Raw genomic sequence first — 20638 nt, forward strand, 5'->3', positions numbered from 1 at the left:
ACGATGACGCTGCCGGCCTGCCCCACCCTGGAGAATGATGATGATCGACAACAATCAAGAAGAACTCAACGCCATTCGTGAGGGTGTACGTGCCCTGTGTGGCGATTTCCCGGCCGAATACTGGCGCAAGGTCGACGAAGAAAAAGGCTTCCCTGAAGCCTTCGTCAAAGCCATGACTGAGGCCGGCTGGCTGTCGGCGATGATACCCGAGGAGTTTGGCGGCTCCGGCCTGGGTCTGGCCGAGGCCTCGGTTATTCTTGAAGAAGTCAACGCCTGCGGCGGCAACTCCGGCACCATCCATGGCCAGATGTACAACATGTTCACCTTGCTGCGTAACGGCAGCGAAGAGCAAAAGCGCTACTACCTGCCCAAATTGGCCAGTGGCGAGCTGCGCCTGCAGTCGATGGGCGTGACAGAGCCGACCACCGGCACCGATACCACCAAGATCAAGACCACGGCGGTTCGCAAAGGCGACAAGTACGTGATTAATGGCCAGAAAGTGTGGATCTCTCGCGTCCAGCATTCTGACTTGATGATCCTCCTGGCGCGTACCACCCCGCTCGCCGAGGTCACCAAGAAGGTCGATGGCATGTCGATTTTCCTGGTCGACCTGCGTGAAGCCATCGGTAACGGCCTGACCGTACAGCCGATTGCCAACCTGGTTAACCACGAAACCAACGAGCTGTTCTTCGACAACCTGGAAATCCCTGCCAGCAGCCTGATTGGCGAAGAAGGCAAGGGTTTTCGCTACATCCTCGACGGGCTCAATGCCGAGCGTACCTTGATCGCCGCCGAATGCATCGGCGATGGCCGCTGGTTTATCGAGAAATCCAGCCAGTACGCCCGTGATCGCGTGGTATTCGGCCGCCCGATCGGCCAGAACCAGGGCGTGCAGTTCCCCATCGCTGAAGCCCACATCGAAATCGAAGCCGCCGACCTGATGCGCTGGCGTGCTTGCGCCGAGTACGACAGCGGTCGCAACGCTGGCGCCGCCGCGAACATGGCCAAGTACCTGGCGGCCAAAGCCAGTTGGGAGGCTGCCAACGCATGCTTGCAGACCCACGGCGGCTTCGGCTTTGCCAATGAATATGACGTCGAGCGCAAGTTCCGCGAAACCCGCCTTTATCAGGTCGCGCCCATTTCAACCAACCTGATCTTGTCCTACGTGGCCGAACATCTGCTGGAACTGCCACGTTCGTTCTGACCCAGGGCCCCCTCGTCAACCGCGAGGGCCAGCCATAACAAGAGAGACAACAACCATGAGTCAGCCCATTCGCCCACTTGACGGCATAACCGTCATCAGCCTCGAACATGCGATCGCAGCGCCCTTCTGTACCCGTCAGCTGGCTGACCTGGGCGCCCGGGTGATCAAGGTCGAACGCCCGGGCAGTGGCGACTTCGCCCGTGGTTACGATCAGCGGGTCAACGGCCTGGCCTCGCATTTCGTCTGGACCAACCGCTCGAAAGAAAGCCTGGCCCTTGACCTCAAGCAGGATATCGCCGGGGACATCCTTGGCCAGCTACTGGAGCAAGCCGATGTGCTGGTGCAGAACCTGGCGCCAGGCGCGGCCGCCCGCCTTGGCTTGAGCTTCGAGCAATTGCACGAGCGCTTCCCGCGGCTCATCGTCTGCGACATCTCCGGCTATGGCGCTGGGGGCCCCTACGAGCAGAAAAAAGCCTATGACCTGCTGATCCAGAGCGAAGGCGGTTTTCTTTCGGTCACCGGTGGCCCCGGCGAAGACGGGATGGCCAAGGCGGGCAACTCGATAGCTGATATCGCTGCCGGCATGTATGCCTACACGGGCGTCCTCTCGGCCGTACTGTTGCGGGAAAAAACCGGCATCGGCAGCCACGTTGAAGTTTCGATGCTGGAGAGCCTGGTGGAGTGGATGAATTACCCGCTCTATTACGCCTACGAGGGCGCCCCGCCACCCCCTCGCGCTGGTGCAGCGCACGCCACGATCTATCCATACGGCCCATTCCCTATTGGCGATGGCAGCACCGTGATGCTCGGCCTGCAGAACGAACGGGAGTGGCAGCTGTTCTGCGAGCATGTGCTGATCCGGCCGGAGCTGGCGGATGACGATCGGTTTTCTGCCAACTTCAAACGCGTGGCCAACCGCGACGCCCTGCGAGCGTTGATCATCGAGGCTTTCGCCCCATTGAGCTTCGATACCGTTATTCAGCGGCTGGACCAGGCCAGCATTGCCAACGCCAAGGTAAACGACATGCAGGGTGTCTGGGAGCACCCACAACTAAAAGCCCGAGACCGCTGGCGGCGCATCGACACGGCCGCAGGCAGCGTGCCCAGCCTGCTCCCGCCCGCCACCAGCAATGCCTTTGCACCCCGCATGGGCCCGGTGCCCGCGCTTGGCGAGCACAGCGAAAGCATCCTTGCCGAACTTGGCCTGACGCATGAACGAATTCAACAGCTGCGCGCTTCAGGGGTCATCTGACCCCTCTTTTCACCGCCTGTTGTGAAGCTCAAGAACAGAGTATTACTGCTTATGAAAGTGCTGGTCGCTATCAAACGTGTGGTCGATTACAACGTCAAAGTCCGCGTCAAGGCGGACAACTCCGGCGTCGACCTTGCAAACGTCAAGATGTCCATGAACCCCTTCTGCGAAATCGCCGTGGAAGAGGCCGTACGCCTGAAAGAAAAGGGCGTGGCGAGCGAGATCGTCGTCGTTTCCGTCGGCCCGACCACTGCCCAGGAGCAACTGCGTACCGCCCTGGCCCTGGGTGCAGACCGTGCCATCCTGGTAGAAGCCGCTGACGAGCTGAACTCCCTGGCTGTAGCCAAGGCGCTGAAAGCCGTTGTCGACAAAGAGCAGCCTCAGCTGGTCATCCTTGGCAAACAGGCCATCGACAGCGACAACAACCAGACCGGCCAGATGCTGGCCGCGCTGACCGGCTACGCCCAGGGCACCTTCGCCTCCAAGGTCATCGTTGCTGGCGACAAGCTGAACGTCACCCGTGAAATCGATGGCGGCTTGCAGACCGTATCGCTGAACCTGCCAGCCATCGTCACCACCGACCTGCGCCTGAACGAGCCACGCTATGCGTCGCTGCCGAACATCATGAAGGCCAAGAAGAAGCCGCTGGAGACCGTCAAGCCTGACGACCTCGGCGTTTCCCTCGCATCCACCAACAAGACCCTGAAAGTCGAAGCACCGGCTGCCCGCAGCGCGGGTATCAAGGTCAAGTCGGTGGCCGAACTGGTCGAGAAGCTGAAGAACGAAGCGAAGGTAATCTGATGACCATCCTGGTATTAGCTGAACACGACAATCACACACTCGCCGCACCGACCTTGAATACTCTGGCTGCAGCCCGCCAGATCGGAGGGGAAGTCGTGGTCCTGGTCGCGGGGCTGGACGTTTCCGGTGTCGCTTTCGCGGCTGCGCAGATCGCTGGGGTGAGTAAGGTGCTAATGGCAGACGACGCTGCCTACGCGCGTCAGCTCCCGGAAAATGTTGCGCCATTGGTGGCCAACCTGGGTCGCGACTTCAGCCATGTACTGGCCCCTGCCACCAGCAACGGCAAAAACATCCTGCCGCGGGTGGCAGCGTTTCTGGATGTCGATCAGATCTCCGAAATCATTTCCGTAGAGTCTGCCGATACCTTCAAGCGCCCGATCTATGCGGGCAACGCCATCGCCACCGTGCAGTCGAACGCCGCAGTCAAAGTCATCACCGTTCGATCCACCGGCTTTGAGGCCCTGCCGGCAGAAGGCGGTAGTGCGCCGATCGTGGCATTGGCTGGCGCCTGCGATACAGGCATATCGGCGTTCGTCGGCGAAGAACTGGCCACGTCCGATCGCCCCGAGCTGACCGCGGCAGACATTGTTGTTTCCGGTGGCCGCGGCATGGGCAACGGTGACAACTTCAGCCACCTGTACCGCCTGGCCGACAAGCTCGGCGCGGCAGTTGGGGCATCACGCGCGGCAGTAGACGCAGGCTTTGTTCCCAACGACATGCAGGTCGGACAGACCGGCAAGATCGTTGCGCCACAGCTGTACATCGCCGTCGGTATCTCCGGCGCGATCCAGCACCTGGCCGGCATGAAAGACTCCAAAGTGATCGTTGCGATCAACAAGGACGAAGAAGCGCCGATCTTCGAGGTGGCCGATTACGGACTGGTCGGCGACTTGTTCGATATCGTGCCAGCACTCACCTCCACGCTGTAACAGGACAAAAACAATGACCCCATCAGCACCTGAAACCTGGATCGGTCGCAGTGAGACCGTGCACGATTGCATCAGCCATAACCTGGTAAAACGTATTGCCGCAACCCTGGGTGAGCCAGCGCCAGCTCCGGGTGCCCCCCTGCCCGAACTCTGGCACTGGGCATTCTTCCAGGACGCCGTCGAGCACTCCGGGCTAGGCGGGGATGGCCATCCCGCGCGAGGCGGCTTCTTGCCCCCGGCGGATAACCGCAACCGCATGTGGGCAGGTGGTCGCCTGGAGTTCATCCACCCGCTGCGCGTGGATGCCCAGGTATCTCGCCGCTCGACCATCCTCAACGTTCAGGAAAAGCATGGGCGTACGGGGTCCTTGCTGTTTGTCACCGTACAACATGAGTACGTGCAAGACGGCCAGCGGGCGCTCATCGAGGAACAGGACATCGTTTATCGTGAGCCATCGCCACCCAAACTGGGCGGAACCGAGCCGATGCCGCAGGGAGACTGGCATCTTCACGTTCAGCCAAGCCCGACGCTGCTGTTCCGCTATTCGGCGGTGACGTTCAACGGCCACCGCATTCATTATGATTGGCCGTATGTGACCGAAACCGAGGGTTACCCTGGCCTGGTGGTGCACGGCCCCCTTATCGCAACGCTGAACGTGCAAGCATTCGTACGGGCGAACCCGCAATTGACAGTGCGTCGATTCAGCTTCCGTGGTGTTCGTCCCTTGATCTGCCCTGACGCGTTCGACGTCGGTGGCCGATTGATCGGTGAGGGTAAAGCCCTGGTCTGGGCTGGCAATCAGGCAGGCCAGGCCCAGGTCGGCGAGATCGAATTCGTCCAGGAGGCACGCCAATGACACAAAAACCCGTAGTCCGTAGCGCGCTTTTCGTTCCCGCGACTCGCCCAGAACGCATTCCGAAAGCATTGGCCAGTGGTGCGGACCGGGTCATTGTCGACCTTGAAGACGCTGTGAAAGAGACGCTGAAAGAGCAGGCGCGCAACAACCTCGACCAGTTCCTCGACGATCATCCGCAGGCCAAGGTGCTGGTACGGGTGAATGCGCCTGGTCATTGGGCCCACGAGGCTGACCTGTCGCTTTGCCGGCGTCATGCCGGGGTCATCGGCATTCTGCTGCCGAAGGCTGAAAGCGTTGACCAGATCGATCGCGCCCATGCCACTGGCAAAGCGGTGTGGCCAATCATCGAAAGTGCCAAGGGCCTGGCTGCCCTACCATTCTTGGCGACAGCGGCTGGCGTAGACAGGTTGTCATTCGGCAGCCTGGACCTGGGCCTGGACCTTGGCCTCAGCGCGGGTAGCGCAGCTGCCGAGCACGTGCTGGGGCATGCCCGTTACGCAGTGCTGCTACATAGCCGTGTCGCGGAATTGGCCGCGCCCTTGGACGGCGTGTTCCCCGCCATCCAGGATATCGACGGTTTGCAGCGTCAAGTCCGGTTTGCTCGGGACATGGGCTTTGGCGGTGCCTTGTGCATTCACCCAAGCCAGGTCAAGGTGATCCACGATGCCCTGAAGCCCTCGCATGACGAGCTGGATTGGGCTCGACGGGTGGTCGAGCAGGCCGAAGCTGGCGCCGGCGTATTCACCCTTGATGGCCAGATGGTCGACGCTCCGGTGATCCTGCGTGCCCGGGCAATCTTGCTGCAGGCGGGTTGAAGGGTTCAGTTCATGCTCCCGTTACAGCACGCGACCACTGTTCTGACGCGCAGGGGTAATCTGTATCGGGGGCACCCGTCGAAGAGGTGCCGTATGTGGTTGAAGAATGGCGCAGCCCTGCCACCGCGCAAGTGCTGCAAGCGCTTGATCTGCCGGCTGCTGCGTGCCCTATCCAGGTTGCCGGCGTATGGTTGACGCCGCCCGTACATGCCCTCCCCCTGTCATGCAGGCCGCGTCAGAGCTGATGGTTGAAATAGGCTATACCGCCATGACCATGCGCAAACTGGCGCAACGTGTCGGAATACTCCCAGGTAGCCTTTACCATCACGTCGACTGCAAACAGGATCTGCTGCTCAATGTGGTCCTGGACATCGTCGAAAAACGCCTTCAGGCGTGGCATGCGAGCGTATGCCCACGCGACCTGAAGGGATATGTGTGTTTCTCACTCAATCGGCAAGTCACCGTCCCACAGGAAGATTTGATCCTGCGACACGAGGTCAGGCACCTTGAAACCAGCCACCGGCGCTGGCTGGACCGGGCGAGTGCACGGCTGGCCCAGCCTGTGGAATGCATCATTCAGAAAGGTTGTGCGACAGGCCAGTACCGCGTGGACGACCCCTCCAAAGCCTCGGTGGCGATCGTTGCGATTATCGAAAGCGCCAACAGCCTGCGGCTCAGCAAGGCGCCTTTCGATGAAACCTGGATCCAGGAGCACATCCTGCAGGCGTGCAATGCATTGCTGCGACCTCATCAACGCGCGCTCTGGTGCTCAGGCCACCGCAATCATCCTTGACCTATCCTGTCTGCAAGCACGCCCGGACGGAAAGGATCAGGACCTAGATCATGCCATTCAGATTCACGCTGTGGTCGAGTCTCGCGCAGTTCACCCAGGGGATCCGTAAAGAGTTCTCCAGCCCGGACCGCCTCCCCCAACGCTTGCTGGACGAAGCCGAGACGCTACTGTCCGTGTTGTTGGCTATCGGCATGGCGCATTATCTGGCGGTAGATAATGTTGGCTGGGCTGCTTTCAGTGGCTACATGGTGATGCGTTCAAGTCTGCACGACTGCGTTTACCGTGGCGGGCTCCGGATCATCGGCACTGCCGCAGGCGGCTTGGCCGCAGCAGCGCTACTGACTCAAATGCAAATAAGCGTGCATTGGCTTGGTCCCGTCATTGGGCTGGTCGGCGCAGGCACGCTGTGGTGCGCCATCCGCCATGAGCATGGTTACGCCTGGCTGTTTGCCGGACTGACATTCGCCATGGTGGCTATCTCCGGATTTGACGCGACGGGTGGCCCATCCGTGATCGAGATAGCCAGAACCCGCCTGGAGGAAGTGGCATGCGGCACCCTTGCCTGCTGGTTCGTAGCCATGCTCTCCGGCCGGACTGTACGCAAGATGTTTCCCGATGGTGCGTTATCTTCCCGATCTGGCGCGCGTGTGAACGAACCGGACCTTGACCGTTGCCTGCTACGTCATGTGCTGCAGGCAGGCCTGGCGTTGGCGTTGATCCCTTCCTTGGGTATCTGGCTGGAGGTGGGGGGATTGAGCCAGGCAGCTATCACCGTCATGGCCGTGATGATGGTGCCACCTGGGGCGCTTTTGCCAGGTAGCCGCGCAGTCACGCTGCGCAATGTTCATCGCCTGGCAGGCTGCTGCGCGGGCGCTGCCTGTGCGGGGCTGGCTTTATGGCTGGTAGGCTCGAACTGGATCGCCATGACCCTGGCAATGTGCATCGGCGTGATGGTCGGGCGGCACATCGAGAACAGTAACCGCTCATACGCTTACGCCGGCACCCAGTTTTCCCTCGTGTATCTGGTAGTGATGGTGCCTGATACTTACGTCAACGTCAGCCCTGCGCCCGGGTTCATCCGCCTGGAGGGGGTGCTGGCAGGTTTCGTCCTGATCGGCGTAATACGCCTGGCGAATCAGCTGATCCGCCAGGGCGCCTCCCGATGAACCCTAGGCTGACGAATGATTGCTGGCCTGGAGCCGTTGTCGATAGGCTGCAAACACTTGCGGGTTGACCATACGTGGCCCCTCCTCCCCGCGCAGCACCTGCAGAATTTGCTCCGCTGCCCATAGCCCCATGCGCAGACGGGCCTCGCGGAACACCACATTGGCTGGGGCTTCGAGCGTCTGGGCCATCACCGGGTGGTACCAGACGTCGAAGCGTACGATCTTCTTCACTTCGCTATTCATGCTCGCCTCACCTCAATGGCTGATGTGGGATGGCGTGGATTTTCGCCCCATGAACTTGCGAACCCCAATGTTCGCCTCGACCTTGCCATCGCCATCCAGGTAGCCATGTCTGGAGAGGTCTGGCATCAACAGGGAGGAAACAAGGGTGATGGCAGCGATAGCTGCGACATACAGATAGAAGTACTCCTCCATGCCCAGCGAGCGGAAGCTCAGCGCTACGTATTCAGCGGAACCCCCGAACATTGCCGCACCTACCGCATAAGGCAGCCCTACACCAAGGGCCCGAACGGTTGGCGGGTAGAAGTCTGCTTTCAGCACGCCAGTAACCGGCGTATAGAAGGCTGCAATGAGCAACCCGGCGACCACCAGCGCGAATGCACTCAGCGGGTCCTGAACAGACTTGATCGCTGACAACAGGGGTATGACCAGGAACGTGGACAGCAGACCGAAAATTATCATGTTGCGGCGTACGCCGATCTTGTCCGCCAGAATGCCGAAAACCGGCTGGGCAAACATGAAGATCACCAGCGCCGAAGCCATGATGATGCTCACTGTCGGTGCCGGTATACCGACGCTTACCACCAGGAATTTCTGCATGTAGGCAGTGAAGGTATAGAAGTACAGAGAACAACCGATGGTGATTGTGAAGGTCAGCAGTACAGCGCGCTTGTGTTGCATGAGGCCCCTGAGCGAACCCGCCTCCTTGCTCTTCATACCTTGCGCAGTGGCTGTTTCGCGCATGGTCCGGCGCAGGTACACCACCACGATCGAGGCCAGCGCGCCGATCAGGAACGGCACTCGCCAACCCCAGGCTTTCAGGTCCTGTTCAGACAGCACCAGTTGCAGCACTGCCACCGTCAATAGCGCCAGCAGTTGCCCTGCGATAATGGTCATGTACTGGAACGAGCCATAGAACGAGCGGCGCCCAGCGCGTGAGACCTCACTGATGTAGGTCGCGCCGGTGCCGTACTCTGCACCGACCGATAGCCCTTGCATCAAGCGGGCGACTACCAACAGGACCGGCGCAGCGACACCGACAGTGGCGTAGGTAGGCATGACAGCGATTATCAATGACCCACCGCACATCATGAACACGGAGATGATCATCGATATCTTGCGACCACGCGTATCGGCGATGTAACCGAATATCCAGCCACCCAGCGGGCGCATGAAGAAACCGACCGCAAAAATACCGGCGGTTGCTAATAGCTGGCTGGTCTGATCGCCCGCCGGAAAGAACAGTGAGGCGAAATAGATTGATGTGTAGGCATAGATGAAGAAGTCGTACCACTCCACCAGGTTGCCGGAACAGACACCTACAATTGCAGTTGTACGCTCTTTGCGAGTCAACGGACGAGCCGTGCCCATATCTGCATTCATGATCGCTACCCTTGTTGTTATTGTTTTGCCAACTCGGGTAAAGCTTTGCACAGCGATGGTGTGACGGAAGACCTGCCAAAGATCTAACAGCTATGCCTTGCGGGCATGGCCGTTTACTTCAAACAACCTAAGCCGGGCTGATATCAGGGCAAGCTTGTGCTTGCCACTAAGCACACAGCCGAACGCCTGCTCGCTCTACCACGTGTTGCAGGAAGCCCTGCCCTCACAGGCAATAGAACTCGCTGACCTCTGCAACCACCTCCCCCTTGGCATCGTACAACCGCGCCTCAGGTGTCAGCGCCATCGACCGCCCCTCCAGCACATAGCGCTGGCCTGCCTGGAAGTTGGCGTAAGGGACCGTCAGGTAGCATTCGCGCACCGTCGTGCCGCCCATCAGGCTCAGCCCCCCGCCACCGCCCACTTCATAATCGAACCTGACGATCAGCTCATGGCTGCCCGGGCTCACTTGAAAAAAGCGCCCGTCGCTCAACCGTTGCTTATCCAGCCGTTCGGCCATCAGTAACCTGTCATTGGGAAATGGCACCGAGAAATCGACCCAGGCCATCTGAGGATTGGCGCTTGGCAGCGGCGACTGGCAACCGGTAACTGCCGTGATTGCCAATAAAAGCATGATTGTGCGCATGATCGGTGCACCTGGGGCTGGGGCTTTCAGGATACCGCCAACCAGCACTACATACCCTGCCTAATAGGTCCGTTCTGCCATTTCACAGGTAAACACGGCCGCAGGCGCGCAAGTTGGCTGCACAATTTCGGCTGCGCCGGTATGGTCAGGGTTCTGATATCGAACTGCATCGGAGGCAGTCATGACAACCCTCTTTCGCATCAGCGTGCTGGTGTTGGTCGCAGGCATGTTGCTGGGCGATATCCTGCTTGCCAGTGTCGGCCTGGCTTGCGTGTGCGGGGTTGCCGTGTACAGCAACATCCAGCAGGACAAGCTGCCGGCTTGCCCTGCGGATTCGGAGTTTCTGGCCTGATGGCTTACCCCCTGCGCAGATGCACCTTTGCTGCCATACCCGTCTAAGCTTGTGCCGAACTTTCCAGCTATCGAGGGACGAGGCGTACTCATGAGCAAGGTGCTGTCATCGCGTATTGGCCTGCGTGGCCTGGTTCTTGGCTTTGTCCTGCTCGCCGTGCTGAGTACCCTCTGCAACAGCCTGATCACGGCCTACACTGTGCAACGCGCTGCGCTGGTGCATTCGGCACTGGAGGCCAACCGTGCCTATGCCTTCAAGGTCGCCTCGAGCATCGATCAGTTTCTGTACTCGGTCAATGAACGCCTGAAGTACAGCAGCCAACGCCTGGGCAGCGACTTTGCCAATCGAGCGTTGCTCGAGGTAGAAGCACGCCGCCTGCAGGCCCAGGACTCGGAGTTGAACACCGTGCTGATCACCGACCCTGCGGGCAAGGTACTGCAGGCTTACCCATCTGCGGTGCCGATCGGTTCGACCGTCAGCTCCGACGAACTGCACCAGGCGCTCAAGGTGCGTCGGCCCATGGTCAGCCAGGCTTTTACCTCAACCAGCGGCAAGCTGATCGTCTTCGTCTCCCAGCCTGTCTTCAGCCCCACAGGCGAGTATCTGGGGCTGGTCGGCGGCTCCGTGTTCTTGCAACAGCGTGGCGTGATGCACTCGTTGATTGGTGAACACCACCTCGATGGTGCCTTCGCCTTCGTCGCCGATGGCAACCGCCGATTGCTCTACCACCCCGATCAGCAGCGAATCGGTGAAGTGCTCGGCTGGAGCGAGACGGTGGACAAGGCCCTGCTCGGTGACAGCGGCACGCTGGAGACGGTGAACTACCATAAGGTGCCGATGCTCGCCGGGTTCGCACACGTGCAGGGCTCCAACTGGGCCGTGGTCGTCCAGCAACCCCGGGAACAGGCACTGGCGCCACTGGGCAAGCTGATGCGCGACATGCTGGTCAGGATCATCCCGGCTGGGGTAATCGGTCTGGTCCTGATACTGCTGGGCGTCATGTTGATCACTCGCCCCCTGCGCGCGCTGGCCGGCCATGCCATCGACCTTTCGACGCCGAATGCCACCGCTGAACTGTCCGCGATCAACGCCTGGTACGCCGAGGCGGCGGCGATCCGCCAGGCGCTGGTAGTGCAGTCGCAGCAACTGCAACAGAAGATCGGCAGTTTGAACGCCGCGGCCGACACCGACCCGTTGACCGGCCTGGCCAACCGGCGTGCGATGAACGCGGCACTTCAGGCGCTTGATGCAAGCCAACAGACGTATTCGGCCCTGGCGTTGGACGTCGACCACTTCAAGCGGGTGAACGACAACTTTGGTCACGATGTGGGTGACCTGGCGTTGCAAAGGGTCGCGCAAGTGATCCGCGACTGCACGCGGGCCGGGGATCTGCCGTGCCGGGCCGGTGGCGAAGAGTTCTGCCTGCTGCTGCCGAACACCGCGCTGAGCACGGCCTGCGAGGTCGCCGAGCGGATCCGCGCCACGCTCTGCGCTACAGCCGTGGCGCAGATCGGCACCTTGACCATCTCCATCGGTGTTGCCTGTCGGGACGCAGACACCCCCAGTGCCCCGGCCATCCTCAAGCGCGCCGACGAGCGCTTGTACCTGGCCAAACAGAATGGACGTAACCGTATAGTGGCCGAAGATCGGGTAACGCTCTGATGCACTTGGGGATACGGTGCTTGCGTGTCTTATGCATCATCAATGCTTAAGTAACGCATTTACGTTCAACGTCAACGCTTCGAGTGTGAAGGGTTTCGTCAGCACAGCCGTGTTGGGCTGCAGCTGGGCGTTGTCCAATACATTGGGCTGCGCATACCCGGTCATGAACAAGACCGGAAGACCAGGCCTGATGCTGCGGCCAGTATCGGCCATCTGCCTGCCGTCGGTTCCCCCTGGCAGACCGATGTCTGTGACGAGCAGATCGATGCGGGTATCGGAGCGGAGTAACTGAAGGCCGGCAAGGCTATCGGTCGCCTCAATGACGATGTATCCGCAGCTGCCCAGCGACTCACTCACGAACATGCGGACAGAGGGCTCATCATCCACGACCAAAATCGTTTCGCCTGACGAGGTCAGTGCTGATTCAGGCGATGGCTCGGCACGACCTGCAAGCTCAACCTCAACCTCATGGCTGGGTAGCTGCAGATATACGCGGGCGCCCTGGCCCGCCTCTGACTCGATCCGAACCTGCCCGCCAGACTGCTTGGCGAAACCATAGATCATGGACAGGCCCAGTCCGGTACCCGCCCCCACAGGCTTGGTGGTAAAGAAAGGCTCGAATGCACGCGTTAACGTCTCGGTGCTCATGCCGACACCGTCATCGGCGACACAGATCGTGAAGTACGTGCCGGGTGACAGTTCAGGGTCAAGATCTGCCCCTGGTACCAGCTGCTCGTTGTACGTCCTGATGGAGATCGATCCTCCACCTTCCAATGCGTCACGCGCGTTGATACACAGGTTCAGCAGCGAGTTCTCTACTTGAGCCGGATCCACCAGGCAGGTACTTGAGGTTGCATGGAGCTCGACCTTGAGTTGGATTGCCGGCCCTACCGTCCGACGTATCAGCTCCTCCATGTCGCTGATCAGGGTGTTCACATCGGTATGGACAGGCATCAGCGTCTGGCGGCGAGAGAACGCCAGGAGCCGGTGGGTCAGGGATGCTGCCCTTTGTGCTGCACCCTGCGCCACCGTCAGGTAACGTTCTGTGTCAGCAATGCGCCCCTGCTTCAAGCGGAGCTTGATCAGTTCGAGGCTTCCGGTGATGCCCGCGAGCAGGTTGTTGAAATCGTGCGCGATACCTCCGGTCAGCTGACCGACCGCTTCCATCTTCTGCGATTGCCGTAGCGCCGCCTGCGCCGCTTCCCGCTCGGCCACGGCTTGTTCGATCTTCGCTTCCAGGGTGCGGTTAAGCTCGAGCAACTGCGCCTCGGCATTTCTTCGCGCGGTGACATCGATGGACGAGCCGATCAGCCCGATGACCTCGCCTGCTTCGTCGCACAGGGGGGCTTTGACAGAAAGCCAGTAGGTAGCCGTGCCATCTGGCATGTCGACACGCTCTTCGATCTGCAGCGCGCCTTTCCCGCCATGCATGATATGACGATCGGTTTCCATGATCTGGCGTGCCTGTGCCTTGTCTTCCAGAAACTCCAGGTCGGTTTTGCCCAGATACAGCTCTGGTGGTTTACCAACCAGTCGGGTGACACCGTCATTTGCAACAATCAGCCGCCCCTCGAGATCCTTTGCGTAGACAACCCCCGGAACGGCAGCCGTGAAGGTACGCAGCAGCGCTGACATCCTGTCGCGTTCAGCCTCTGCTGACCGGCGTGACTCAATGTCCATGAGAATGCCAGGGAACCGTACAGCCTCGCCTTGCTCGTCAAGCTCAGCTCTGCCATTGGCCTCAATCCAGCGGTAACTGCCGTCATCTTGCCTGACGCGGTACTCACACCGGTAGGCGCCGCCACGGCTCATTGCCTCGTGGATGTCGGCAGAGACACGATCACGGTCGTCAGGGTGAATCGAAGCAAAAGCTTCCTCGATCGGAATACCCGCCAGGCATTTATCTGCCGGAAGCCCGAATGATCGCGAGAACCGCTCATCCGCGGTCACCTGGTTGTGCCGAATATCCCACACCCACGTTCCAATGATCGCGCCCGCATCGAGCGCCAACTGCAGACGCTCCAAAGCGGTTGTCGGAAACGCGGACTCCTGACTGGGTAATGCGGGAGCATCCAGCTCTCCTGAAAAGCCGGCGCCTTCGCGATCCATATATTGCCTCTTTTGCTTACGCACATGAACGACAAGCCAATGAATGAGATTCTAGAGCGTGATGCCGAGCTATGGCGAGCAAAGCCCTTTAGCTGATCTGTTCAGCGCAGGCCAAAGCCCATCCGGCTCAATTCCCCCAGCAGCTCCTCGCGCCCATGCAGGCTCGAAACGTTCCGCAGCCTGCTGACCACTTGCTCCGACCAGCCTGAAGCCTTCATGCCTTCGCGTTGATAGAAAGCACCCAGGCGCTTGTCGTACTCCGCTAGAACGCCCTGCTCGTCGGCAGCCGAGTACGTTTCGTGATGAAGCACTGCTGCCTGTGGCAGCCTCGGCTTCACCTTGGCTGGCCGATCCGGCGACGGATAGCCAACGCATAGGCCGAACACCGGATAGACCTGAGGCGGCAGTTGCAGTTCCTTGGCAACGGCTTCGATGTCGTTGCGAATACCGCCGATGTACACGCTTCCGAGCCCAAGCGACTCCAACGCAACGACCGCATTCTGGGCCGCAAGCGCTGCGTCGATGGTGCCGAGCAACAGGCTTTCCAGGTAGGGCAAAGCCTCCAGCGCTACCCCATGCTGGTCTGCAATGCGCGAGACGCGGGACAAATCGGCAAGCCAGACCAGGAACAGTGGCGCTTGATGGATGTAGGGCTGGTTGCCGGCCAACGCCGAGAGGCGGCCTTTGCGATCCCCATCTTGCACCGCAACCACACTCCAGACCTGGAGATTGGATGATGTGGACGCGGACTGCGCGGCAGCAACCAAGGTCTCGAGTGTACCCTCGGGCAGGGGCTGGTCAGTGAACGCTCTGACGCTGCGGTGTTCGAGCAGTTGGTCGATGGTGTCATTCCATTGTTGCAGCGCAGAAATGTTCGGTGCGCCATAGCGTGCAGCGAGTTTTGCCTGAGCGTGGGTTGTCATAGAAGCCTCCAAAATGATAGGAGGCTATCAAAATTCGGCGTTTACCACACAGCTACCCCGAAATTTTTCATTATCCGGCCCTGCCGCCCGCGTCTCGACCAGCCTCACCACTTCGCTGCGTGTCAGCCATCACGCCTGCACACCCACGGCACAGCCAGTGCCCGCGCCCTGTAAACGTTGCGCCAGCAGCCAGGTAAACGCCAGCACCGGGATCAGCGCACAGCCAGCCGCCAGCCACAGCAGCATGCCGAAGCCCTCACCGACCAGTTGCCCGGCCAAGGCCGGACCTGCCATGGAGCTCAGGGCAAAGGCCCCTGGAATCAGCATGATCGAGCGGCCGCTGCGGTCCAGCCGCGCAATCGCTGCGGTCTGGTAGACGCAGCCCCAGGTAAAGCCGACTTCCCAGATCCAGGCGCCCGCGGCATACATCAAAAAGCCTTCGGCGTTGCCCAGTAACAACAGCCCGGTACCCAGTACCGCGAGCACGACAAGATGGGGCACGCGTACGCCCAGGCGGTCACCCACCACCGCCAAGGCCAGCGCGGCTGCGCCGCCCAGCAGTTTCAGCACGGCGAAGACGACACCCAGTTCCGCTGGCTGCAACGCCAGGCCATGGCCCAAGCGCTCAAGGAACGCCCAGAGGCCAATCTGCCCGGCGCCGAACAGAAAGAAGAATGCCAACGCTGCATAAGCCGCTGGCGGAAACCTGAAGCGTGCTAGCAACGAGTCGGTTTGCGCCTGCTGCGCTTCGTGAATGAAGTCCTGACGCCTGGGCAATGCCAGCGCGCTTAGGCTCAACAGCAGAATGATCGCGGCCAGCATCAAGGCCGCGCCGGTGTAATGGAAATAGGCAATCACCAGCGACGGGAGGGCGAACAGCACGGCGGCCACCACCCCCAGTTCAATGCCCAGGCGCATGCCCAGGGCGCGCTCCTTGTTGGCCATTTCACCCATGATGCGCATGCCCAGGCAGGTCATGAGCGCAGCAAAAAAGCCGATCACCGCCCACAGCGGCAGCTGGGCCGTGGCCGGCAGCCAGGACGACATCCCATATGCCGCCGCAGCGCCAAGCGCACAACCCAGGGTCAACCAGCGCCAGTTCATGCGGTCGATCAGCACCACTGCCAGCAGCGTGCCGAGCAGGTAGCCGGCAAAACACACCGAGCCCAGCAGGCCGATCTGTTCGACAGTAAAGCCCAGGCTGTCGACCATCGACCCGAGCAGGATAGGCAAGGTATTGAACGGCAAGCCGCCAATCGTCGAAGCGAAGCTGGCGGCCAGCATGATCGCCAGGGTATTACGGCCACTCATGTTCATTGCTCTCTCCTGCCCGGATGGCTTCAGCGCTGGCCGACGGTAATGATTTCGCGGCGCTCGGCCATGGCAGCCGGTACGCTGGCTTCGTCCATGAAAAACTGCTCGTACCATTCGCGCAGCTGATAGACCGGGCCATCGCCTTCGGCCAGGACCGGGTTGTTCACCCGAATCTTGTGCGCCCAGATATCCACGTCCTGGTAAAAGGATTCGCGGTTGCGCATCACATAGTCCTTGGCCATTTCCCGGTTCTGCTCTTCGCTCCAGCCCGGCACCTTCTTCACCATGCAGCCAAACCGCAGCTCAAAACTGTTGGCGGTGATCGGCACATGGCAGTTGAGCAGGATCGAGTGGATCTCCATGCCCTCGAACACCGCGCGCATGCGGGTAAAGTGCGTGGCTGGTCCGTAGTACGCCGACTCGGCCACCAGATCACCGCCCAGGCGCTCGGAGTCGCCATGGAAAATCTGCTGGGCAATGTGCCCTTCGAAGACGTTGGCGAAATACTTGGTTGGCGTGCCATGAACCGGCCCGAAGTGCTGGGCATCTGCCAGGTTATCGACCAGTTCGCGTGGGTTGGTTTCGATAATCAGCTTGTCCATGTGCCAGTCGTGCAGCCATTCGTCACTGTCCTGTTCCGGCAGATGAGGAATCACCACGCCGTCTGCCGGCGCCTTGCCTTCCCGGTTGTTCCAGACAAACAGCAGGTTGTTTTCTTCACAGGTCAGCCAGCTGCGGGTCTTGGCTTTCGGGGGGATACGCTTGCAGTACGGGATCTCCACGCACTTGCCGCTGGCGTCGTACTGCCAGTGATGAAAGGGGCATACCACCCGGTCATTTTCCAGGGTGCCGCGCGAGAGGTCGGCGCCCATGTGCGGGCAATGCGCATCAATGACGCTGATCTGGCCGCTGGAAGTCGCAAATGCCAGCAAGCGCGTGCCGAAGATATTCAGGGTGTGCAGCTGGCCATCACGGTAGTCGGCCGCTTCACCCAGGCAGTGCCAGCCTCGGCCGAAGCGCGGGGCCAGAGCAGTTTCGACATTGATTGCTGCGAGCTTGGTCATTGTTATTGTTCCTCGTGTGGAAATCCCCGGTAACTTGCCCGGTCAATCTTCACCGAGCAGCCGCCGGTGCTCATCCTCCGCATGGACTAGGTGAGCACCACGAGTACTTCATCAGCCAATGCTCATCGCCAGTTGGCGACGATGCCGTGCTCCAGCGCAAACGCCTGCGCGGCGATGGTGCGCCGCTGAAAACGCGCTGCCTGATCGTGAGTGGCCAGCCACACCATCACCTCTGCCGGCACCTGGGGAGGCGCAGTGCCGATGCGCAGGGCCAGCAGGCCGTTTTCGCCGATGGTAGCCTTCAGCGCGTCGGTGGTGACCACCCCCGGGTTAAGCGTAAAGGCGCGAATCCCCTGCTCGCCCAGCTCGGCCGCAAGCACCCCCGAAACCCTGGAGACCGCAGCCTTGCCCGCACCGTAGGCATAGCCCCAGCCACCGTCGACGGCAGCCACCGGCGGGTCGCCTTCACCGGCACCGGAGGTGACGTTGATCACCACCCCGGCGCCCCGTTCGAGCATGCCGGGCAACACGGTCTGGGTCAGTAACAGCGGCGCCAGCACATAACCCTGGAATACCCGCTGCATGGTCTGCGCCTGCAGCGACATGAATGCGCTGTTGAGATCGCGGCCCTGGTAGATGGCGTTGTTGATCAGCACATCGATGCGCCCGAGCGCGGCCAGTACTGCCTGGCCGGCGGCCAATACCGAGGCGCTGTCGAGCAGATCCATAGGCACCACCAACGCCTTGCGCCCCAAGGCGCGGATCGCGGCTGCCGTACTGTTGAGGCTGCCCGCCAAGGGCACGCCTTGGGCATCGCACAGCCTATGCGCGGTGCTTTCGCCCTCCTCTACAGTGCGGGCACTGATCGCCACATCGAACCCGGCCCGGGCAAAGGCCAATGCCGTCTCGCGCCCGATACCGCGGCTTGCCCCGGTAATGAATGCCACTTTGGTCATTGTTGTTCTCACGTGGACATAGGCTAGAAACGTGCCGGACGAACCATGGCATCCATACCGCCATCTACAAACATCACAGTGCCGTGGACAAAACTGGCTTGAGCCGACTGCAAGAATGCCACGACCTGGGCGATCTCCTCAGGGTTGCCGGCGCGCCCCAGCGGTGCGACAAACTCACGGACCGCCTTGGCAAAGCGCGGATCGTTCAGCGACGCCTGGTGCAGCGGCGTCTCGACTGCCCCAGGTGCCACCACATTCAGGCGTATGCCTTGTTTTGCCCAGGGTACGGCCTTGCTACGGGCATTGCAGGTCACGGCGTATTTGGAGCTGGCATAGGCCACATGGGACTGCCCCAAGGTATTGGCGTGTTCCAGTGCCAGCGCTTCGTTGCCGGCGAGCATGGCCGCAATCATCGGCTGCTGATCGGGGCTGACGTGGGTGGCCGCAATCGATCCGATCACTACAGCGGCCGGCCGCTCGCCCTTGGCCAACGCATCGGCCAGGCCGTCAAGCAGCTCACAGACGCCAAAATAGTTGACCGACACGATGGTGTCGGACACCGCGCTGGAGCCAACCCCGGCGCAGCACACCAGGCCGTCGAGCACCCCGCCGCTGTGCTCGAGCACCGCACTGATGGCGGCCTGGCGCCCGCTTGCGCTGGACAGGTCGGCAATCACCTCGGCATTTGCCCGGTCGATGCCGATGATGCGGTGCCCGGCGGCGCGTAGCGCCTGGCAGACTGCCGCGCCGATACCGGATGCAGAACCGCTGACCGCTGTAACTGGCATAACGTTGCTCCTTGTTGAATGGTGGTGTTGGCTAGTATTGGTGCCGCGCAAACCCCACAACATCGTCCGCACGGACTAAAACGCCCCGGCCTTGCAAGCAGGACCGGGGCGTTCGGGTAGGCGGGGCGAAGGTCAGGCGCCATTGCGCGCCGGGGTGGCCAGCTTCAACACCGGTTTTTCCGGCTTATCGTTTGGCAGTGCTGCCAGTTTGGGCTTTCCCAAGGCAACCACACTGTTGAGAATGATGCGCACCAACTCCGTCTGGCGGCGCACACCCGTCTTTGAAAAGATCGAGCGCAAATGCGCCCGTGCGGTGTTGCGGCGCACATTCAATACTTCGGCGGCCTCTTCAAGCGACAGGCCGTTAGCCAGCTCCATGGCCAGTGCGGTTTCGGCCCGGGTCAGGTTGAACAGTTGCTTGGTTACCGTTTCGCTAGCCATGGAGCGGCCAACCGCGTCCCGGATGTATACCACCACCGCAGGTTTGCTCTTACCCTCGGCCCAGTCCTGGGTGGGAATGGCCTCGATCACTACCCCCAGGTTGACCTGGCCCGATGGCCTGGACACCGACATCGCTTCGGCCGCAGTGCTGACCTTTTCGCTGTTGACGTCACGCGCGAAGGCATTGCGTACCAGGCGTTGCAGTTCGCGGTTGTCGCTGGGATAGGTGGCCTCAAGACGCCCACCCACCAGTTTCAGGCCGTCCGCCTGTTCCAGCAGTTCGCTGGCCACCGGGTTGAGGCGCAGCACGCTGCCATTCTGGTCAAGCACGATGGTGGCCACTGACAAGCGGCTGATGGCTTGGGCATACAGCTCGCTGATCGACTCGCTGCGGTCGAGCAGGTTGTGCACGTGCATCGCACGGCGCAAATGCGGCAGGATCATTTCGCACAGGGTGCGCTCGGAGGCGGTGAATTTCGGCGCGGCTTTGGGCCGGGTAATGCGAAAGCGCAGCTTGCCGCCATCGGGTGTGGAAACGTCCGCACCCATGATGTGGTAAGTGTCGTGCACGGTGCCGTAGGTCTTGTAGTAGACCGAATTGGCCCACTCGGCTTCGGTCATCAGGTCTTCGACGGTGAACACCTGGTCCATCGGCGGGTTGCTGAAGGGGGTGACAGCTTGTGGGTAGGCCCAGTAACTCACCTCCCCCTCGCCTTCGATGTCACCGACGACAATCATCAGGCCCAGGTCCGGTTGCTCTGGCACTCTCAAGATCAACGTGACGTAATTGGCCTGGTACAGGCTGCGTACGTGGCGCAATGTCTTGGCCATCGACTTGTGGTTCAGCGAGCCGTCATAAAACTCGCCGATGAGCGTGTCATATTCCGCCAGCTCCATACCCATTTCTGCCAGCGCTTCAAACCCCACGGTGGAATTTCCCATCGCCC

At 60.9% G+C, this 20638-nt stretch carries 20 protein-coding genes; 10 read left to right on the top strand and 10 right to left on the bottom strand.

Features of this window, described 5'->3' with window-relative positions:
• The first annotated feature begins 43 nt into the window (after positions 1-43).
• The 8 genes from ABI582_RS19540 to ABI582_RS19575 all read left to right on the top strand — a co-directional run bounded on the left by ABI582_RS19540 (position 44) and on the right by ABI582_RS19575 (position 7816).
• The gene (locus ABI582_RS19540; protein ID WP_165931646.1) at positions 44-1204 is read left to right on the top strand and encodes an acyl-CoA dehydrogenase family protein; all 1161 of its coding nucleotides are present in this window, start codon (positions 44-46) and stop codon (positions 1202-1204) included.
• 55 nt (positions 1205-1259) lie between these two features.
• The gene (locus ABI582_RS19545; RefSeq protein ID WP_442120004.1) at positions 1260-2456 is read left to right on the top strand and encodes a CaiB/BaiF CoA transferase family protein; all 1197 of its coding nucleotides are present in this window, start codon (positions 1260-1262) and stop codon (positions 2454-2456) included.
• Positions 2457-2507: 51 nt separating this feature from the next.
• Positions 2508-3257 (top strand): electron transfer flavoprotein subunit beta/FixA family protein, encoded by a 750-nt coding sequence (locus ABI582_RS19550; RefSeq protein WP_442120005.1) that lies wholly within the window; start codon positions 2508-2510, stop codon positions 3255-3257.
• Positions 3257-4186: an electron transfer flavoprotein subunit alpha/FixB family protein gene (locus ABI582_RS19555; RefSeq protein ID WP_442120006.1), complete on the top strand. Its 930-nt coding sequence runs from the start codon at positions 3257-3259 to the stop codon at positions 4184-4186. Before ABI582_RS19550 ends, ABI582_RS19555 begins: the two co-directional genes overlap by 1 nt.
• A gap of 13 nt (positions 4187-4199) precedes the next feature.
• Positions 4200-5042, top strand: coding sequence for an FAS1-like dehydratase domain-containing protein (locus ABI582_RS19560; RefSeq protein ID WP_442120007.1), 843 nt, complete (start codon positions 4200-4202; stop codon positions 5040-5042).
• Positions 5039-5857, top strand: coding sequence for an HpcH/HpaI aldolase/citrate lyase family protein (locus ABI582_RS19565; RefSeq protein WP_442120008.1), 819 nt, complete (start codon positions 5039-5041; stop codon positions 5855-5857). The genes ABI582_RS19560 and ABI582_RS19565 overlap by 4 nt, the downstream gene beginning before the upstream one ends.
• Before the next feature lie 187 nt (positions 5858-6044).
• Positions 6045-6650, top strand: coding sequence for a TetR/AcrR family transcriptional regulator (locus ABI582_RS19570; protein ID WP_442120009.1), 606 nt, complete (start codon positions 6045-6047; stop codon positions 6648-6650).
• A 50-nt stretch (positions 6651-6700) separates the two neighbouring features.
• Complete coding sequence (locus tag ABI582_RS19575; protein ID WP_442120010.1) at positions 6701-7816, top strand: FUSC family protein; 1116 nt, start codon at positions 6701-6703, stop codon at positions 7814-7816.
• 3 nt (positions 7817-7819) lie between these two features.
• On the opposite strand, the gene ABI582_RS19580 is transcribed toward ABI582_RS19575, so the two are convergent.
• The 3 genes from ABI582_RS19580 to ABI582_RS19590 form a co-directional block, all read right to left on the bottom strand.
• A complete protein-coding gene (locus tag ABI582_RS19580) occupies positions 7820-8059 on the bottom strand; it encodes a hypothetical protein (protein ID WP_442120011.1) in 240 nt (79 codons plus the stop codon).
• Between the two features lie 12 nt (positions 8060-8071).
• Entirely contained in the window at positions 8072-9427 is a 1356-nt protein-coding gene (locus ABI582_RS19585; protein ID WP_442120079.1) for an MFS family transporter, read from the bottom strand.
• A gap of 235 nt (positions 9428-9662) precedes the next feature.
• Positions 9663-10082: a PA0061/PA0062 family lipoprotein gene (locus ABI582_RS19590; RefSeq protein ID WP_442120012.1), complete on the bottom strand. Its 420-nt coding sequence runs from the start codon at positions 10080-10082 to the stop codon at positions 9663-9665.
• Positions 10083-10263: 181 nt separating this feature from the next.
• Here ABI582_RS19590 and ABI582_RS19595 point away from each other — a divergent pair, with 181 nt between their 5' ends.
• Entirely contained in the window at positions 10264-10434 is a 171-nt protein-coding gene (locus ABI582_RS19595) for a hypothetical protein (RefSeq protein ID WP_442120013.1), read from the top strand.
• 90 nt (positions 10435-10524) lie between these two features.
• A complete protein-coding gene (locus ABI582_RS19600; RefSeq protein ID WP_442120014.1) occupies positions 10525-12096 on the top strand; it encodes a sensor domain-containing diguanylate cyclase in 1572 nt (523 codons plus the stop codon).
• Positions 12097-12135: 39 nt separating this feature from the next.
• Here the strand turns inward: ABI582_RS19600 and ABI582_RS19605 are convergent, their stop codons facing one another.
• From ABI582_RS19605 to ABI582_RS19635, 7 genes are all read right to left on the bottom strand, one after another.
• Entirely contained in the window at positions 12136-14205 is a 2070-nt protein-coding gene (locus ABI582_RS19605) for a PAS domain-containing protein (RefSeq protein WP_442120015.1), read from the bottom strand.
• Positions 14206-14306: 101 nt separating this feature from the next.
• A complete protein-coding gene (gene nfsA / locus ABI582_RS19610) occupies positions 14307-15128 on the bottom strand; it encodes an oxygen-insensitive NADPH nitroreductase (RefSeq protein ID WP_442120016.1) in 822 nt (273 codons plus the stop codon).
• Positions 15129-15257: 129 nt separating this feature from the next.
• Positions 15258-16445, bottom strand: a complete 1188-nt coding sequence (locus ABI582_RS19615; RefSeq protein WP_442120017.1) for an MFS transporter — start codon at positions 16443-16445, stop codon at positions 15258-15260.
• A 23-nt stretch (positions 16446-16468) separates the two neighbouring features.
• Entirely contained in the window at positions 16469-17506 is a 1038-nt protein-coding gene (locus tag ABI582_RS19620) for a Rieske 2Fe-2S domain-containing protein (RefSeq protein ID WP_442120018.1), read from the bottom strand.
• A gap of 122 nt (positions 17507-17628) precedes the next feature.
• On the bottom strand, positions 17629-18462 hold the full coding sequence (locus ABI582_RS19625; protein ID WP_442120019.1) for an SDR family NAD(P)-dependent oxidoreductase: 834 nt from the start codon (positions 18460-18462) through the stop codon (positions 17629-17631).
• A 23-nt stretch (positions 18463-18485) separates the two neighbouring features.
• Positions 18486-19250, bottom strand: coding sequence for an SDR family oxidoreductase (locus tag ABI582_RS19630; RefSeq protein WP_442120020.1), 765 nt, complete (start codon positions 19248-19250; stop codon positions 18486-18488).
• A gap of 132 nt (positions 19251-19382) precedes the next feature.
• Positions 19383-20633: a helix-turn-helix transcriptional regulator gene (locus ABI582_RS19635; RefSeq protein ID WP_442120021.1), complete on the bottom strand. Its 1251-nt coding sequence runs from the start codon at positions 20631-20633 to the stop codon at positions 19383-19385.
• Positions 20634-20638: the final 5 nt, after the last annotated feature.

The sequence above is a fragment of the Pseudomonas sp. SAS7 genome, from assembly GCF_052112345.1.
In the GTDB taxonomy this organism is placed as follows: Bacteria; Pseudomonadota; Gammaproteobacteria; order Pseudomonadales; family Pseudomonadaceae; genus Aquipseudomonas; species Aquipseudomonas putida_Q.

What these genes read in the sequence shown, in the direction of transcription:
- ABI582_RS19545 (WP_442120004.1), top strand. Translation starts at nt 1,260, where the DNA reads ATGAGTCAGCCCATTCGCCCACTTGACGGCATAACCGTCATCAGCCTC.
- ABI582_RS19550 (WP_442120005.1), top strand. Translation starts at nt 2,508, where the DNA reads ATGAAAGTGCTGGTCGCTATCAAACGTGTGGTCGATTACAACGTCAAA.
- ABI582_RS19555 (WP_442120006.1), top strand. Translation starts at nt 3,257, where the DNA reads ATGACCATCCTGGTATTAGCTGAACACGACAATCACACACTCGCCGCA.
- ABI582_RS19560 (WP_442120007.1), top strand. Translation starts at nt 4,200, where the DNA reads ATGACCCCATCAGCACCTGAAACCTGGATCGGTCGCAGTGAGACCGTG.
- ABI582_RS19565 (WP_442120008.1), top strand. Translation starts at nt 5,039, where the DNA reads ATGACACAAAAACCCGTAGTCCGTAGCGCGCTTTTCGTTCCCGCGACT.
- ABI582_RS19570 (WP_442120009.1), top strand. Translation starts at nt 6,045, where the DNA reads ATGGTTGACGCCGCCCGTACATGCCCTCCCCCTGTCATGCAGGCCGCG.
- ABI582_RS19575 (WP_442120010.1), top strand. Translation starts at nt 6,701, where the DNA reads ATGCCATTCAGATTCACGCTGTGGTCGAGTCTCGCGCAGTTCACCCAG.
- ABI582_RS19580 (WP_442120011.1), bottom strand. Translation starts at nt 8,059, where the DNA reads ATGAATAGCGAAGTGAAGAAGATCGTACGCTTCGACGTCTGGTACCAC.
- ABI582_RS19585 (WP_442120079.1), bottom strand. Translation starts at nt 9,427, where the DNA reads ATGGGCACGGCTCGTCCGTTGACTCGCAAAGAGCGTACAACTGCAATT.
- ABI582_RS19590 (WP_442120012.1), bottom strand. Translation starts at nt 10,082, where the DNA reads ATGCGCACAATCATGCTTTTATTGGCAATCACGGCAGTTACCGGTTGC.
- ABI582_RS19595 (WP_442120013.1), top strand. Translation starts at nt 10,264, where the DNA reads ATGACAACCCTCTTTCGCATCAGCGTGCTGGTGTTGGTCGCAGGCATG.
- ABI582_RS19600 (WP_442120014.1), top strand. Translation starts at nt 10,525, where the DNA reads ATGAGCAAGGTGCTGTCATCGCGTATTGGCCTGCGTGGCCTGGTTCTT.
- ABI582_RS19605 (WP_442120015.1), bottom strand. Translation starts at nt 14,205, where the DNA reads ATGGATCGCGAAGGCGCCGGCTTTTCAGGAGAGCTGGATGCTCCCGCA.
- nfsA (WP_442120016.1), bottom strand. Translation starts at nt 15,128, where the DNA reads ATGACAACCCACGCTCAGGCAAAACTCGCTGCACGCTATGGCGCACCG.
- ABI582_RS19615 (WP_442120017.1), bottom strand. Translation starts at nt 16,445, where the DNA reads ATGAACATGAGTGGCCGTAATACCCTGGCGATCATGCTGGCCGCCAGC.
- ABI582_RS19620 (WP_442120018.1), bottom strand. Translation starts at nt 17,506, where the DNA reads ATGACCAAGCTCGCAGCAATCAATGTCGAAACTGCTCTGGCCCCGCGC.
- ABI582_RS19625 (WP_442120019.1), bottom strand. Translation starts at nt 18,462, where the DNA reads ATGACCAAAGTGGCATTCATTACCGGGGCAAGCCGCGGTATCGGGCGC.
- ABI582_RS19630 (WP_442120020.1), bottom strand. Translation starts at nt 19,250, where the DNA reads ATGCCAGTTACAGCGGTCAGCGGTTCTGCATCCGGTATCGGCGCGGCA.
- ABI582_RS19635 (WP_442120021.1), bottom strand. Translation starts at nt 20,633, where the DNA reads ATGGGAAATTCCACCGTGGGGTTTGAAGCGCTGGCAGAAATGGGTATG.